The 15,546-nt window shown below is 35.3% G+C and carries 16 protein-coding genes; 10 read left to right on the top strand and 6 right to left on the bottom strand.

Going from position 1 to position 15,546, the window contains the following annotated elements:
* Positions 1-5: 5 nt before the first annotated feature.
* The 4 genes from B5X55_RS12080 to B5X55_RS12065 form a co-directional block, all read right to left on the bottom strand.
* Positions 6-695 carry a VIT1/CCC1 transporter family protein gene (locus B5X55_RS12080; protein ID WP_079512890.1) on the bottom strand — a complete coding sequence of 230 codons (690 nt, stop codon included), beginning with the start codon at positions 693-695 and terminating at the stop codon, positions 6-8.
* 3 nt (positions 696-698) lie between these two features.
* Positions 699-1,376, bottom strand: a complete 678-nt coding sequence (gene rpiA, locus B5X55_RS12075; RefSeq protein ID WP_079512889.1) for a ribose-5-phosphate isomerase RpiA — start codon at positions 1,374-1,376, stop codon at positions 699-701.
* 164 nt (positions 1,377-1,540) lie between these two features.
* The gene (locus tag B5X55_RS12070; protein ID WP_079512888.1) at positions 1,541-2,413 is read right to left on the bottom strand and encodes a universal stress protein; all 873 of its coding nucleotides are present in this window, start codon (positions 2,411-2,413) and stop codon (positions 1,541-1,543) included.
* Between the two features lie 82 nt (positions 2,414-2,495).
* Complete coding sequence (locus B5X55_RS12065) at positions 2,496-3,185, bottom strand: Crp/Fnr family transcriptional regulator (RefSeq protein WP_079512887.1); 690 nt, start codon at positions 3,183-3,185, stop codon at positions 2,496-2,498.
* Positions 3,186-3,307: 122 nt separating this feature from the next.
* Here B5X55_RS12065 and B5X55_RS12060 point away from each other — a divergent pair, with 122 nt between their 5' ends.
* Genes B5X55_RS12060 through B5X55_RS12015 form a run of 10 tightly spaced genes read left to right on the top strand, consistent with a single transcriptional unit; the run spans position 3,308 to position 12,918 of the window.
* Complete coding sequence (locus B5X55_RS12060) at positions 3,308-5,704, top strand: heavy metal translocating P-type ATPase (protein WP_079512886.1); 2,397 nt, start codon at positions 3,308-3,310, stop codon at positions 5,702-5,704.
* A gap of 3 nt (positions 5,705-5,707) precedes the next feature.
* Entirely contained in the window at positions 5,708-6,136 is a 429-nt protein-coding gene (locus tag B5X55_RS12055) for a hypothetical protein (protein ID WP_079512885.1), read from the top strand.
* 59 nt (positions 6,137-6,195) lie between these two features.
* Positions 6,196-6,390 carry a cbb3-type cytochrome oxidase assembly protein CcoS gene (gene ccoS / locus B5X55_RS12050; RefSeq protein WP_079512884.1) on the top strand — a complete coding sequence of 65 codons (195 nt, stop codon included), beginning with the start codon at positions 6,196-6,198 and terminating at the stop codon, positions 6,388-6,390.
* Positions 6,391-6,406: 16 nt separating this feature from the next.
* Positions 6,407-8,605: a cytochrome-c oxidase, cbb3-type subunit I gene (gene ccoN, locus B5X55_RS12045; RefSeq protein WP_079512883.1), complete on the top strand. Its 2,199-nt coding sequence runs from the start codon at positions 6,407-6,409 to the stop codon at positions 8,603-8,605.
* Between the two features lie 5 nt (positions 8,606-8,610).
* Entirely contained in the window at positions 8,611-8,799 is a 189-nt protein-coding gene (locus B5X55_RS12040) for a cytochrome C oxidase subunit IV (protein ID WP_079512882.1), read from the top strand.
* Positions 8,800-8,801: 2 nt separating this feature from the next.
* On the top strand, positions 8,802-9,758 hold the full coding sequence (locus tag B5X55_RS12035) for a cbb3-type cytochrome c oxidase N-terminal domain-containing protein (RefSeq protein ID WP_079512881.1): 957 nt from the start codon (positions 8,802-8,804) through the stop codon (positions 9,756-9,758).
* 46 nt (positions 9,759-9,804) lie between these two features.
* On the top strand, positions 9,805-11,223 hold the full coding sequence (gene ccoG, locus B5X55_RS12030) for a cytochrome c oxidase accessory protein CcoG (protein ID WP_079512880.1): 1,419 nt from the start codon (positions 9,805-9,807) through the stop codon (positions 11,221-11,223).
* A gap of 17 nt (positions 11,224-11,240) precedes the next feature.
* On the top strand, positions 11,241-11,687 hold the full coding sequence (locus B5X55_RS12025) for a FixH family protein (protein ID WP_079512879.1): 447 nt from the start codon (positions 11,241-11,243) through the stop codon (positions 11,685-11,687).
* Between the two features lie 7 nt (positions 11,688-11,694).
* Positions 11,695-12,399: a sulfite exporter TauE/SafE family protein gene (locus tag B5X55_RS12020; protein ID WP_079512878.1), complete on the top strand. Its 705-nt coding sequence runs from the start codon at positions 11,695-11,697 to the stop codon at positions 12,397-12,399.
* A 27-nt stretch (positions 12,400-12,426) separates the two neighbouring features.
* Positions 12,427-12,918, top strand: coding sequence for a GTP-binding protein (locus B5X55_RS12015; RefSeq protein ID WP_079512877.1), 492 nt, complete (start codon positions 12,427-12,429; stop codon positions 12,916-12,918).
* Between the two features lie 160 nt (positions 12,919-13,078).
* On the opposite strand, the gene B5X55_RS12010 is transcribed toward B5X55_RS12015, so the two are convergent.
* Together B5X55_RS12010 and hemN are read right to left on the bottom strand one after the other, a co-directional pair.
* Positions 13,079-13,900, bottom strand: coding sequence for a universal stress protein (locus tag B5X55_RS12010; RefSeq protein WP_079512876.1), 822 nt, complete (start codon positions 13,898-13,900; stop codon positions 13,079-13,081).
* Between the two features lie 52 nt (positions 13,901-13,952).
* On the bottom strand, positions 13,953-15,314 hold the full coding sequence (gene hemN, locus B5X55_RS12005; RefSeq protein WP_079512875.1) for an oxygen-independent coproporphyrinogen III oxidase: 1,362 nt from the start codon (positions 15,312-15,314) through the stop codon (positions 13,953-13,955).
* Positions 15,315-15,546: the final 232 nt, after the last annotated feature.

Genomic DNA, 15,546 nt, shown 5'->3' with positions numbered 1-15,546 from the left:
TTACACTAAGCTACACTTACTTCAAACAAATGACCAATTAAGGCAGTAATTGCCATGGCTACGGTACCCCAAAAACTAATTCTTAAAATAGCTTTCCAAATATTAGACCCACCAGCTTTAGCTGCTATTGCTCCTAATAACGCCAAGAACACAACAGCGAAAATATATTGTACATATTCCATGTACTCAAGCGAACCAAAATAGGCTACCAAAACTGGCAATAACCCTCCAAAAATGAAAGATGCACCTGATGATAATGCAGCTACTAATGGTTTTGCTTGGGTAATGTCATTGATTCCTAATTCATCTCGTGCATGGGCTTCTAAAGCATTATGCTCAGTTAATTGCTTGGCAACCTGTAATGCTAAATTAGAATCTAACCCACGTTCTTTATAAATCTGCGCAAGTTCCAACAGTTCTTCTTCTGGCATTTCTTCAAGCTCTATGCGCTCTCTAGCCAAATCTGCATTTTCTAAATCGGCCTGTGAACTAACAGATACATATTCGCCTGCAGCCATTGATAATGCGCCTGCCACCAAACCTGCAACACCCGCTAAAATAATCGGTTCTCGTGTGGTACTTGCCGCAGCAACACCTATGACCAAACTAGCAGTAGACAAAATACCATCATTTGCTCCAAGAACAGCTGCCCTTAACCAACCGCTTCTAATACCATAATGTTTTTCGTCTTGCATAGTTTATTTTTTCTCTATTATTGCTTGTGCTCCTTTACCAATAATCACCAAATCGGTAGATGTTAAAAACAATCCTGTTTCAACAATGCCTGGTATACTTTTAAGCTGATGCTCTAAATCGGTCAGTTTAATATCTGTTTTCCAAATATCAATATCTACGATATCATTATTTTCATCGGTTTTGTAATCATCAGCCCCTAGCATTCTCTGAACCGGATGAAGATTCATTTCTTCAAGTTCTTTTATAATAAGTTGGGTAGAAAAAGGTATTGTTTCTATAGGTAATTTAAACTTCCCTAGTCTTGAAACTTGTTTTGAAGAATCGGCAATTATAATATTGAAATCAGAATTATGGGCCACTATCTTTTCACGTAGCAAGGCTCCGCCTCCACCTTTAATTAATTGAAATTGACCGTCGACCTCATCTGCCCCATCAATAGTAACGTCTAACCTTTTCGCTTCTGCAAGGGTAATCACACTAATACCTAACTTCTTCGCCAATTTTTCTGTTTCATCAGAGGTAGCGACCGCTTTAATCTTTAATCCATTACGCACCATTTCACCAATGGCCTCTATCATAAAAAAGGCGGTAGACCCTGTTCCTAGACCAACTACCATTCCGTCTTTAATATACTTTACAGCTTCTAATGCTGCTACTTTTTTTTCGTTTACCGCGCTCACTTTATAAATGTTCTATATTAAAATTTATGCTTCTTAAGTGTTAAAGATATTTATAATTAACTGATGTAATAATAATAAGGATGAAGTAAAATCAAAAAACATCATAATGATTGTTCTATAAATTAACAAGTAAAAGTAAATTTTAATGCTTTTATATCTCTAAATTATTGACTTACAGTTACACTATTTTCCGCACCTTGAATCAGCACAATCGGAACCCGCAAAGAGAATTTTGAACGCTCCACTACAAAATTGCTACATAAATTATTCATGTAACTATTGGCACTATTAGACATGACCATCAATTGACATTTAGCCTTATCAATAAAATGCTCTAATGATAACGATAAACTGGCATCTATGGTTATTTGATGAAAAGTATGCGGAACAGTTTCTAACTTTCTCTCAAACAATTCATGATTTAGTTTCTGTAGTTCAAGTAATTGACCTTTTTCTTGCTGAAGAGTGACCATGCAAACTGAGCTATTAAAAATTTTAGCCAAAGTTAAAATCGGGTCTAATTCATCACTATTAAAAAAATGATTGGAATCTGACACAAAAGCAATATTTAAAAGCTTCGTAAATTCAAAATTATAAGGTATTGCAAATACCGGACAGTTATTTACGGCATTTAATATTCTAACTGTATTTCTACCCAAGTATATAGTTTCATTATCAGAAGAACCAATGGCACCCATAATTACAAAGTCAATATCATGCTGAACAATCGTTTCTTTAACCTCATCTTTTAATAGTGAAAAAGAGGAAATTGTTTCATAACTATGAAGTGGATTTTTAAATTCTTTCTTTACTCTTCTAACTACATCTTTCAACCCTTTTTCTGAAGATACCGCTGCCATAGAGTTTTGTGAAAAACCTGTAACACTACCAGCCATTAAACGATTACTATGTAATTCTGGCGTGTAGGTATTTAAAAAGTAAAAAACGCATGGACTAGCCTCAAAAAGATGTAAAGCAAATTTGACCGCATTATACGCAGATATTGAAAAATCGGTAGGTACAAGTATATTTTTCATATAAATGTTACAGGTCGTTTGATGATAAAATTAGGTGTACTACTGGTTTGAAACTATGACATTTATCAGAATAGAAATTTATTTAAAAACCGTCGGCCATTTCTTGTAATGTTTGCTCTTCTACTACTCCAATTTTCTTACCTGATGTTTTTATAAGTCCCTTCTTCTTAAATTCAGAAATCATACGAATTAAAGATTCTGTAGCGGCACCTACAATATTTGCATAATCGTCCCTACTTAAAGTCAACACCAAAAAGCCATCTTCATCTTCACCGTAGTTTTTCTTTAAATATACAAATGCCTCTGCCAAACGCTGTTTTACCGTCTTCTGAGACATGTTTACAATAACATCGTCGGCCTCTTTTAAATCATGCGCCATATGGCGTAATACTTCAAGAGAAAAATTAGGATTTGTATTTAGAGTATTGGAAATTATTTCTTTAGGTATAAAACATACTTCCATATCATTTATGGCCGTAGCGCTTAAATTGGTAAAATCTTCAGCAACAACAGAACGTTGCCCCATTACTTCACCCTTATTGGTCAACTTTACTATTTGTTCCTTTCCGTTACTACTTAATTTTGATAATTTTGAGACTCCGTCCCTAACACAATATACGCCATCAAGTTTCTGCCCCTCTACAAATAAAGAATCACCTTTCTTGATTTTTTTAGATATCTTAGAATCAGAAACTTTTTTCAACTCTTCTTTGCTTAATGCGCGGAGCGAATTAAACTGCCGAACAATACAATTTTCACACTTACTTTCCATGGCGATTTTCTTTATACCTAACACCGCAAAATTACTTAAGCTAAGAATTGTAAAAACTGATAATTATCATGTTTTTTCATATCATTGGTACTCACCTTTGCTAAAGGCCCAAGCTTAAAAATATGCACGATTCTAAATGCTATCATTGTGGAGATTCTTGTGATAGGCAATCTATTAACTTTGATGAAAAATTATTCTGTTGTACAGGTTGTAAGACGGTATATGAAATTTTTGCAAGCAACGATTTATCTCATTATTACGAAATACAGGCAGCGGCAGGTTCTACCCCTAAATCAATTAAAGGAAAATATGATTTTCTTGATAATGCTGAAATCATAGAAAAATTAACTGAATTCAATGATGGTTCTATTCAAATCATCAACCTGTATATACCTAATATTCATTGTAGTTCTTGTATATGGATTTTAGAGAACCTTAATAAACTAAATCCTCATGTAACCAACTCTCAAGTCGATTTCCCTAAAAAGATGATTCGAATTACCTATCGCCTTGATGAGTTCAGTTTAAAGAATTTGGTTTTGTTATTGGCCAATATTGGGTATGAACCTTACATTTCTTTAGATGATTTTGAAGGCAAAAAAAAGGGAATAGACAGAAGCTTAATTTACAAGTTAGGTGTTGCAGGATTTGCTTTTGGCAATGTTATGTTTCTTTCATTTCCAGATTATTTTGATTTAGGTTCTAGTGCTGCTACCGGAGGTGAATTTTGGCTCAACAAATACCAACATATTTTTCGTTGGTTAATGTTCATATTCTCGTTACCCGTTGTATTCTATGCAGGATGGGATTATTTCGTATCGGCATATAAAGGGCTAAGGGCAAAACTTTTAAATATTGATGTACCTATTGCACTAGGTATATTGGTTTTATTCTTACGAAGTACTTTTGAAATAGCTTTTCATTTAGGTAGCGGTTTTTTTGATTCGCTTACTGGACTGGTGTTCTTTCTATTACTAGGTAAATTTTTTCAACAAAGAACCTATAGTTTTCTCTCTTTCGAACGAGATTACAAATCATACTTTCCAATAGCGATTACAAAACTAAACGCGAATGGTAAAGAAGAAACGGTACCTGTTCAAAAAATTGAAAAAGGAGATAGAATATTGATTCGTAATGAAGAGATGATACCTGTTGATGGAACTTTGGTTTATGGTATTGCACAAATCGATTATAGTTTTGTATCTGGTGAATCTGAGCCTGTCCATAAGGAAACTGGTGAACTCATATTCGCAGGGGGAAAACAATTAAATGGTGTCATTGAAATGATTGCCCTTAAATCTGTTTCTCAAAGTTACCTAACACAGTTATGGGGTAACTCCATTTTTAAAACGGATAAGGCAACTTCTTTTCAAAACCTAACCGATAGTATTGGTAAACGATTTACCATTTCGGTACTTTCAATTGCCTTTGTTGCAACTACATTTTGGCTGTTTTACGACCCATCTAAGGCAATGAACGTTTTTACAGCAGTTCTTATAATTGCATGCCCTTGCGCTATTGCGCTAGCCTCACCATTTACACTAGGTAATATGTTGCGCATTTTTGGTAAGAAAAAATTCTACATAAAGAACACTCAGACTATAGAACAATTGGCCAAAATCGATACAGCAATTTTTGATAAAACAGGCACGATAACAACTACCCAAAAAAGTACCGCACATTATGAAGGTATGCCCTTAACTGCCGAAGAGGAATCAATTTTAAAAAATACCATCAGAGCATCTAACCACCCTTTAAGCAGATCTTTATATGATCTGCTTAAAGAACAGAATATCATAACCTTAGACGAGTACGAGGAGCATATTGGCAAAGGATTAGAAAGCTCAAAAGACAACATAAATATGAAAATAGGTTCTGCCAATTTTGTTGGTAAAGCCAAAACTAAAGACCAGCTAGATACCTCTATTTATATTAGCTCAAACAATACCTACAAAGGTAGATATGTATTCCAAAATCAATATCGCGAAGGGGTGTCCTCTGTTTTTAGCCAAATGTCTGAAACGCTGAGCCTAGCTATTTTATCTGGCGACAACGAAGGGGAAAAAGAACGATTAGAAAGCCTATTACCCAAATTGACTCCGCTATACTTTAACCAGAAACCCGAAACCAAATTAAAATTCATAAAATCATTACAAGAACAAGGCAAAAAAGTATTGATGGTCGGTGATGGATTAAATGATGCTGGCGCACTTGCCCAAAGTGAAGTTGGTATTGCCATTTCAGAGAATATTAATGTGTTCTCCCCTGCTTGTGATGCCATTCTTGATGCTTCTAAGTTTCAGCAGCTTTACTCCTATATTATTGCTTCAAAAAAGGCGGTACGAATAATTAAAATGAGCTTCATTTTATCATTACTTTATAATTGTGTTGGATTATATTTTGCAATTACCGGACAATTAGAACCTGTGATAGCTGCTATTTTAATGCCGCTTAGCTCAATTAGTATCGTTATTTTCACCACAATTATGACCAACCTCATTGGTAGAAAACTTCAATAAACAATGACTTTTAAAAGTTTTAGGATAACCAATCGTAATGAAAACACCCTACTATCTATTGCAATAGGTATAATTTATCTATGGTTTGGAACTTTAAAATTTTTCCCAGAACTAAGCCCAGCTGAAGATTTAGCTAAGCGAACCATACAATTATTAACCTTCGGCTTTATACCCTCTTCCATATCAATTTTAATTTTAGCTTTTGTAGAAGTTGTAATCGGACTTTGTCTTATTTTTAATTTTTACAGCAAGCAAATAGTGAAAATTGCCATAGTGCATATCATTTTCACCTTTTCCCCATTATTCTTTTTCACAGAAGAATCTTTCACCACAACTATTTTAACACCCACATTATTAGGGCAATATATAGGTAAGAATTTGATTATTATTGCCGCTCTTTTTACAATATTAAAAGAAAAAGTTAAAGTATGACATTTGTCATTTTTTAGGGTATACAACCCTCTTAAATTTACAGCTTAATTCAATTTAGCATGAGTGTAATTTATGTGTTATTGGCCATTAGTATTTTTGTTGCGGTCATATTTTTCATTGCTTTCATCGTTTCTGTGAAGAGCGGTCAATACGATGATTCTTACACTCCATCTGTACGTATGCTATTTGAAGATGAACTGGTGACAACAAAGAAGAGTAGCACTAAAGAGTTCAAAGAAAAAAAATCCAACTAAATAAACAAGTATAATTATGGAAGTACAGCAGTTTTATTACGATAACAAAATCGTGAAAAATTTCCTCTACGCGACCATGTTCTGGGGTATAGTAGGTATGTCTGTAGGCTTATTGCTAGCCTTTATGTTCATGTTTCCCAACTTAACCGATGGTATTTCGTGGTTAAGCTTTGGTCGTTTGCGCCCGTTACATACAAATGCGGTAATTTTTGCATTCATAGGAAATGCTATTTACGCAGGGGTCTACTACTCTACACAACGTCTGCTAAAGGCACGTATGTATAGTGATTTTCTAAGTAAGTTCAATTTCTGGGGCTGGCAAGCGATTATTGTCGCAGCGGCAATTACCTTACCATTAGGGTACACAAGTTCCAAAGAATATGCTGAACTTGAATGGCCAATAGATATAGCCATTGCTGTAGTTTGGGTCGCCTTTGGCGTCAACCTTATTGGCACCATGATAAAAAGAAGACAACGACACCTTTATGTTGCTATCTGGTTTTATCTTGCGACTTTCGTAACTGTTGCCGTACTTCACATATTTAATAGTTTAGAATTACCTGTTAGTGCATTAAAAAGTTACTCGGTTTACGCAGGCGTTCAAGATGCTTTAGTACAATGGTGGTACGGGCATAATGCGGTGGCATTTTTCTTAACTACACCGTTCTTAGGTCTAATGTATTATTTTGTACCTAAAGCTGCAAACAGACCAATCTATTCGTACAGACTTTCAATTGTGCATTTCTGGTCTTTGATTTTCATTTATATATGGGCAGGGCCTCACCACTTATTATATTCTGCTTTACCTGATTGGGCTCAAAACTTAGGTGTAGCCTTTTCTATTATGCTTTTAGCTCCTTCTTGGGGCGGTATGATAAACGGACTATTAACATTAAGAGGTGCTTGGGATAAAGTACGTACTGACCCGGTTTTAAAATTTATGGTTGTTGCAATTACCGGTTATGGTATGGCAACATTTGAAGGGCCGTTACTTTCTCTTAAGAATGTAAACGCAATTGCGCACTTTAGTGATTGGATTATTGCACACGTACACGTTGGCGCATTGGCTTGGAATGGTTTCTTAACCTTTGGTATGATTTACTGGTTGGTACCTAAAATGACCAAGAACAGACTGTTCTCGACCAGTTTAGCAAACTTCCACTTTTGGATAGGTACTTTGGGTATCATTCTATATACCCTACCAATGTACGTAGCTGGATTTACCCAAGCTTTAATGTGGAAAGATTTTAATCCTGATGGTACTTTGGTTTATGGTAATTTCTTAGAAACCGTGCACGAAATTATGCCTATGTATTGGATGCGCGCCATTGGTGGTAGCCTTTACATTGTTGGTGCCATGGTTATGATCTACAACGTAGTTCGTACAATACGCTCTGGTAGCACAATAGAAGATGAGTTAGCAGAAGCTGCTGCACTTACCCGTGTTTCAAAACACAGAACAGCAGGTGAAACTTTCCATACTTGGTTAGAGCGTAAGCCTATTCAATTGACCATTTTAGCTACTGTAGCTATTTTGATTGGTGGTATAATTCAAATTGTACCAACTATTTTAGTGAAATCGAACATTCCAACTATTACAAGTGTAAAACCATATACACCGCTAGAATTAGAAGGTCGTGACCTTTACATTCGTGAAGGCTGTGTAAGCTGCCACTCACAAATGGTACGTCCATTTAGAAGTGAAGTAGAACGTTATGGTGAATATGCCAAAGCGGGTGAATTCGTGTATGATCACCCATTCCTTTGGGGTAGTAAGCGTACAGGACCTGATTTACTAAGAATCGGTGGAAAATATTCTGATAACTGGCACTTGAACCATATGTATGATCCACAGAGTACATCATCTGGATCTATTATGCCTTCATATTCTTGGATGGTACGTGACAAGCATGACCGTAGCGATATACAAGCCAAAATGGAAGCTATGGTAACATTAGGCGTTCCTTACACGGATGAGGAGATTGCAAATGCTGTTGCTCTTATGGATGCTCAGGCTGAAAAAATTGAGAAGAACTTATATACCGATCCCGATTTTGCTAAAAACTATGAGGCCGATAAAACCTACGCCGCTGAAAACGGCGAAGAGTTTATAGAAATGAGAGACCGAGAAATTGTTTCTTTAATTGCATATCTGCAACGATTAGGAACAGACATTAAGGTTAAGGAAACAGGCGAATTATTATCTGAAAAATAAAAATCATGTTCAAATTTGTAAAAGGTTACATGGAAACCATTGATGGCGTAGCAACCTACCCCATGATTTCATTACTTATCTTCTTTGTGTTTTTCACATTGTTATTTTGGTGGGTTTTAACTGCCTCAAAATCATACATTAAAGAAGTAAGTGAATTACCCTTAGAAGAAGACGATAACCAACAATACGATTAATTATGAAAAACAATACAGCTTGGTGGTTTAGAATACCAGTGGCTTTCTTTCTGGTCATTATAATCATGGAATTTTCTGTTGATGGTGGCGACAAACCCGCTTTTCTCGCCTACCCATTAATAATGTTTGCCTTTATGGCACTTGTTCTACTAATATTAATAGCTATAGCATTTATAGTTCAAGCAATTGAAAACGTATTATTCCATACACTTGATGATGAAGCAAAAGCTCGTTATTTAGCTACTAAAGAAGAAAAATGGGAATGGACTTGGGGTAAAAATCTTTATAATAAAATGCTTGGCTCCAAGCCTATGGAAGAAGAGGTTGAGATTATTCTAGACCATAACTACGATGGTATTCGCGAACTTGACAACAACTTACCACCATGGTGGGTATATCTTTTCTATGCCTCAATCGTTTTTGCAGTAGTTTATTTAGCGCGTTTTCACGTATTTAACGACTATACTCAAGATGAGGAATACGAACAAGAAGTTGCAACTGCACAATTAGAAATTGAGGAGTACAAAAAGACAGCTAAAGGCCTTGTTGATGCCAACACCGTTGAGCTTTTAACTGACGCTTCTGATTTAAATGCAGGTAAAACAATTTTCGAATCTAATTGCGTTGCTTGTCATATGGCAGATGGTGGTGGTGGTATCGGACCTAATTTAACCGACCAAAACTGGATTTTAGGTGGTGGCATTAAAAATGTTTTCCATACGATTTCAGAAGGTGGTCGTGATGGTAAAGGTATGATTGCTTGGAAACAGAACTTAAAACCAGTAGAAATTGCACAGGTAGCCAGCTATGTATTAACTTTTGAGGGTACTACTGCTGCGAACCCTAAAGCTGCTGAAGGTGATATTTGGGTAGATCCGAATGCGGTTGAACCAGTTACTCCTGAGAAAGAAACTAGTACCGAACAGGTAATAGACTCTACGTCGGTTACAATGAACTGAATAAAACGAGGTCTTAACGCTTCGCAAGCCAACAAAGAAAAATAAAATGGCACAAGATCAAGATAATTTCAGGGATTCAATTGGCACCATAAAGGAAGATGGAAAACGGGCATGGGTCTTCCCTAAAAAACCCAGTGGCAAACTTTACGAGTATCGTAAATATGTAAGTTACGTTCTACTTACCTTCTTGATTGCGTCCCCTTTTGTTAAGATTAACGGCAACCAGTTTTTGATGTTCAATATCTTAGAAAGACGTTTCAACATTTTTGGTTTTCCATTTTATCCACAAGATTTTCATCTCTTTGTTATTTCAATGATTATTGGGGTGGTTTTTATTGCTCTTTTTACTGTTGCCTTCGGACGTATTTTCTGCGGATGGATGTGCCCTCAGACTATTTTTTTGGAAATGGTATTCCGGAGAATTGAATATTGGATTGATGGGGACCGTGGAGCCCAAATTCGACTCGACAGACAAGAATGGGATGCCGAAAAGATTCGCAAACGTGTGCTAAAATGGGTTGTCTTTTTTATCATATCGTTTATCATAGCGAATGTTTTTTTGGCTTATTTAATTGGTAGTGACCGCTTGATGCAATATGTTACCGATGGTCCGGCGCAACATGTGAGTACTATGGTATCTCTCTTAATATTCACAGCCGTATTTTATTTTATTTTCGCTTGGTTTAGAGAGCAAGTATGCATCATTGCTTGCCCTTATGGCCGAATGCAAGGTGTACTTCTTGATAACAAATCTATTGTTGTTGCTTATGATTATAAAAGAGGTGAAGCTGAAAATGGAAGAAAAAAATGGCGCAAAAACGAAGACCGAGAGGCTTTAGGCCATGGTGATTGTATTGACTGTTTTCAATGTGTGAATGTTTGCCCTACAGGTATAGATATTAGAAACGGAACTCAATTAGAATGCGTAAACTGTACTGCTTGTATAGATGAGTGTGATTCCATTATGGATAAAGTAGATCTCCCAAAAGGACTGATTCGTTATGCCAGTGAAGATGAAATTACAAAAAAAGAAAAGTTCAAATTTACTCCTCGTTTAAAAGGATATACTGCAGTATTGGTTATTTTAACTGGTGTTCTTGTTGGCATGATGTTTTTAAGAAATGATCTTGAAGCAAATATTTTAAGGTTACCTGGTCAGCTTTATGAACATAAAGAAGGCAACATTATCAGTAATGTATTCACCTACAAACTCTTGAATAAAACCACCAAATCGGTAGATAATGTTCATTTCGAATTGATATCGCCTAAAGGAGAGATTAAACTAGTACGAACGGATAATTTTGATGTTCAGCCAGAAGCCTTGGCAGAAGGTACATTGTTTATTGAAATCAATGCTTCAGCATTAAGCGGTGATAAGAACAACTTAAAAATTGGCGTCTATAGTAATGACAAATTAATAGAGACCACAACTGCGCGCTTCTTGGCACCACGTAGTTATAAATAGTATTTAAGTAAAAGATCATGAAAATAAATTGGGGTACAGGTATCATAATCGCTTTTGTCGCTTTCATCAGTTTCATTCTGTTTTTCGTGATACGAATGACTACAAGCCATAATGCCAATCATGATTTGGTTACTGAAGAGTATTACAAGGCTGAACTCGGTTTTCAAAAAGAAATAGATGCTGAGCAAAATGCTATAAACGCATTTGAACAAATACGGATTAAAAAAGAAACTGACGGATTGATGGTAATTTTTCCTGATGATTATGATAATACCAAGGTTTCTGGTACAGTGTCGCTATACAGGCCATCTAATAAGCGCTTAGATTTTATCTTACCTATCAACTTATCCGATTCTCATGTGCTGATACCCAATAATCAATTATTAGAAGGTCGCTGGGACATTAAGATTACTTGGAAACACCAAGGAAAAGAATTTCTACATAAAGAAAGTATAACCTTTTAAGAAGAATATGATTTTATCTGCCGTTATATTGGGTCTCATGGGTAGTTTGCACTGCGTAGGTATGTGCGGCCCTATAGCCTTTATGCTTCCGGTAGACCAAACTAATAACTATAAAAAGTTCGGCCAAATATTCATTTATCATTTTGGCAGACTGATGGCGTATGGTATCATCGGACTCGTTTTCGGATTTCTTGGAAAGGGACTTTCCATTTTCGGAGCACAACAGAAACTGTCCATAGCTATTGGTATCATAATGATTCTTGTGGTTTTGATTCCTTATAAAATATTCAATAAATACAACCTATCAAAACCTATCTATAAAGTCATCTCAAAAGTTAAAAACCAACTCGGCAAAGAACTTAAGAAAAAATCACCCGACACCTTTTTAACGATTGGCTTCCTAAACGGTTTTTTACCGTGTGGCTTAGTCTATATGGCACTTTTTGGGGCCATTGCTATGGGTAATGCTTTACAAGGCAGCCTTTATATGATGCTTTTCGGATTGGGCACTGTACCCCTAATGACTACTGCCATATATTTTAGTGGATTATTAAAAGGTGGTATTCGTCAAAAAGTACAAAAGGCGATACCTGTTTTTGTAGTTGTTATCGGATTACTTTTTATATTAAGAGGTCTTGGTTTGGGTATACCCTATGTATCACCCGCACCTGTTACACAATTAGCTTCAAGTGCTATAGAATGCCATAACTAACGGCCACGGCCATCAAATTAATTTTCTATGAAACCGTTACCAAACGAAATTATACTTCGCCCAAGGTTTCAGTTAGATGTGGTCGAAACTAAAGAAGATATATTAAAAAAGTTTGAGACTGCTAGACACGACCCTTTTCTTGTTAATCGTTTAGATGAGCATGTCTTTATTAAACTTAACGCTAAAAACAATCATTTTTGGTCACCTCAACTTCATTTAGAAATTGATGAAATAGATTCTTCTAAATGCCGTGTTTATGGAGTATTTGGGCCAAACCCTACCTTATGGACTTTCTTTATGTTCGTCCATTTTGTTATCGCTACGTTGTTCATCATTATAGGAATTTGGGCGTATTCTAGTGCAAGTTTAAACAAATCATACAGTTTACAATTGGGTTTAATGTCTATAATAGTAGTCATGTGGTTTGTTCTTTATTTTTTCGGTCGAAGTGGTAAACGAAAAGGGAAACCTCAAATGCACGAACAATATGCTTTTATGATGAAAGTTCTTAGTTCATAAAGAAAACAACTAAAATCAGCACAGTTATTAAGTAAAATAGCATCCGATTTAGCTCACTGTAACACCCCCTTAAATAAGCTACTTATTTAACCATATTCTAAAAATAAACCCAAGGCAATCACCTTGGGTTTATTTTTAGAATATGAAATTTTGAAATTTACTAAATCTTAAATGTAATTACAGGTATTCTAGAATGGTTTACAACGTCTTCCCCTATGCTACCATTAAACAAATGCGAAAGACCTTTACGACCATGCGTAGGCATGGCAATGGCATCTGCAAGTATTGTATTACCATAATTGAGTATGCCTTGTTCTACACTATAATCATTATAAATTTCTACTTGCTGACCAGCGTTCGCTTTCGTTAAAAATTTATTTATTTTCTGATACGCATCTCTATTACTTAAAAATTCATCGTTTGGCGTATTTATAAAGACTAGTTCCATTTTGGCATTGACCAATTCTGAAAATTCCCTTGCTTTTTGAAAAGCAGGTAAATTGTCATCATTGAAATCGCATGCAAATACAAATCTGTTTATATTGAATTCAGCAATTTGACCTTTAATGACCAAAACAGGAGTAGTTGAATTTCGAACTACTTTCTCAGCATTAGAGCCAATTAAAACTTCCTCAAGACCACTAGCGCCATTAGAACCCATCACAATTAAATCTGCATCATGCTCTTCTGCAATAGCATCAAGCTCACTATACACTTTATAATGCTTAATAACAGGAGTAACAGTTAATCCTTCCAAAAATGGTTTGTTCAAGAATTCTTTTAAATTCTTCTCAGCCAATTTTACTAGAAAGACTGTCTGTTCTATATACATTCCATCAGGCGAAGAGATCATCGCTTGATTAAGTTCTAACATGTGAACTACAAGAAGCTCTACTTTATGTTTTTTAGCTAAATCTGCAGCAGCTTTTAAAGCAAAACCAGATTGCTCTGAAAAGTCTGTAAGTACAATAATTTTTTTCATAATAATTTTATTTAAAATTTAATAAAATAAAGACCTTCAATATTTGTAAAAATTAGACAGTCATTGAAAATAGCTTGGTATCAGGGGATTTCTTCTGTAAAGGCAAATCAAAAGCCATGCATACATTTCGTACAAAGGGTCTACCCTTTTCAGTAATAAGCAAACTACCCTTTGTGATTTCAACTATACCATCTTGCTCCATCTCCCTCAGTCTTTTAAGGATACTATCCATCTCCGGAATGTACAACTTGAAGTCGCTCCAAGATGTTTTAAATCTGCACATTAAATTTAAGATATGTCTTCTTATTATTTGATCTTCTTCTGTTAAAATATGTCCCCTATAAAGAGGTATAATATCATTTTCTACTAAATTTTGATATTCTTCAACATTCTTTACATTCTGCGCAAAACCATACCAACTATCACTTATACTAGAAGCACCTAACCCAATCATTAGATGGGTATTTGAGCTTGTGTAACCCATGAAATTTCTATGTAAACCTCCACTTTCCATAGCCTTATAAAGACTATCTGTCTCTAATGCAAAGTGATCCATACCTATTTCTTGATAACCGTTTTTAAGCAATAGCTCTTTACCAATTTCATACTGTGCTCTTTTCTCATCTGCAGCTGGCAAATCGGCATCTTTGTAACCTCTTTGTCCGTTACCTGCAAGCCATGGCACGTGCGCATAACTGTAAAAAGCTATACGGTCTGGCTTTAACTCATTGGTTTTTGCTATAGTATTTTTTACATGTTCTAATTTCTGGTGTGGTAGACCGAAGATTATATCGTGGCTCACTGAAATATACCCTATTTCACGTGCCCACTCGGTAACATTCTTTACGTTTTCAAATGGTTGAATTCTATTAATTGCCTTCTGTACCGTTTCATTATAATCTTGTACACCATAGCTTACTCTTCTGAAACCAACATCATATAAAGCTTGTAAATGCTCTTTTGTCGTATTGTTTGGGTGCCCTTCAAAACTAAATTCTGCATCATTTGATTTGCTCGCAATTCTTAATATACCATCAATTAAAAATTTTAAATTTTCTGGCGTAAAAAACGTGGGTGTACCACCACCTAAGTGCAATTCTTTAATTATCGGTTTTTCGGAAAATAGAGCGCTATATAAACTCCACTCTTTTAAAACCGATTTTATATAAGGTAATTCTAAATCATGTCGTTTTGTAATTCGTTTATGACATCCGCAGAACGTACACATACTCTCACAAAAAGGTAGATGTATATATATACTTATTCCTGTAGTTGAATTACTTACATGAAAGCTTTTCTTTACAGAATCTTCCCATTTCTTTCCTGAGAAAGTATTGATATCCCAAAAAGGTACTGTTGGATAACTAGTATACCGAGGACCAGGTACATTATATTTTTGAACAAGCGAACACATAAACTATTGATTTAATTACAAACTTACACGTCAGGAACAGTAAATAATATGACTAATGTCAGTTCATGGTTTTATGATTAGTTTTAAATTTCCTTTATAAAATTGAGACAAGCGGATGGTGATATGTAACTAATGTTAGCATTTAAAAAGGGTTGATATAATAAATTTGTTGCCAAATTTTTAGGTCATGATAGCAAATGGCTCCAAATTTACAGTATCATTTTTTTTAAAT

The organism is Maribacter arcticus (assembly GCF_900167935.1).
Classification (GTDB): Bacteria; Bacteroidota; Bacteroidia; order Flavobacteriales; family Flavobacteriaceae; genus Maribacter; species Maribacter arcticus.
Note: the sequence above shows the minus strand (reverse complement) of the source record. Positions and strands in the feature narration are given on the sequence as shown.

Coding starts and splice junctions, on each gene's coding strand:
- B5X55_RS12080 (WP_079512890.1), bottom strand. CDS start 695: ATGCAAGACGAAAAACATTATGGTATTAGAAGCGGTTGGTTAAGGGCA.
- B5X55_RS12070 (WP_079512888.1), bottom strand. CDS start 2,413: ATGAAAAATATACTTGTACCTACCGATTTTTCAATATCTGCGTATAAT.
- B5X55_RS12065 (WP_079512887.1), bottom strand. CDS start 3,185: ATGGAAAGTAAGTGTGAAAATTGTATTGTTCGGCAGTTTAATTCGCTC.
- B5X55_RS12060 (WP_079512886.1), top strand. CDS start 3,308: ATGCACGATTCTAAATGCTATCATTGTGGAGATTCTTGTGATAGGCAA.
- B5X55_RS12055 (WP_079512885.1), top strand. CDS start 5,708: ATGACTTTTAAAAGTTTTAGGATAACCAATCGTAATGAAAACACCCTA.
- ccoS (WP_079512884.1), top strand. CDS start 6,196: ATGAGTGTAATTTATGTGTTATTGGCCATTAGTATTTTTGTTGCGGTC.
- ccoN (WP_079512883.1), top strand. CDS start 6,407: ATGGAAGTACAGCAGTTTTATTACGATAACAAAATCGTGAAAAATTTC.
- B5X55_RS12040 (WP_079512882.1), top strand. CDS start 8,611: ATGTTCAAATTTGTAAAAGGTTACATGGAAACCATTGATGGCGTAGCA.
- B5X55_RS12035 (WP_079512881.1), top strand. CDS start 8,802: ATGAAAAACAATACAGCTTGGTGGTTTAGAATACCAGTGGCTTTCTTT.
- ccoG (WP_079512880.1), top strand. CDS start 9,805: ATGGCACAAGATCAAGATAATTTCAGGGATTCAATTGGCACCATAAAG.
- B5X55_RS12025 (WP_079512879.1), top strand. CDS start 11,241: ATGAAAATAAATTGGGGTACAGGTATCATAATCGCTTTTGTCGCTTTC.
- B5X55_RS12020 (WP_079512878.1), top strand. CDS start 11,695: ATGATTTTATCTGCCGTTATATTGGGTCTCATGGGTAGTTTGCACTGC.
- B5X55_RS12015 (WP_079512877.1), top strand. CDS start 12,427: ATGAAACCGTTACCAAACGAAATTATACTTCGCCCAAGGTTTCAGTTA.
- B5X55_RS12010 (WP_079512876.1), bottom strand. CDS start 13,900: ATGAAAAAAATTATTGTACTTACAGACTTTTCAGAGCAATCTGGTTTT.
- hemN (WP_079512875.1), bottom strand. CDS start 15,314: ATGTGTTCGCTTGTTCAAAAATATAATGTACCTGGTCCTCGGTATACT.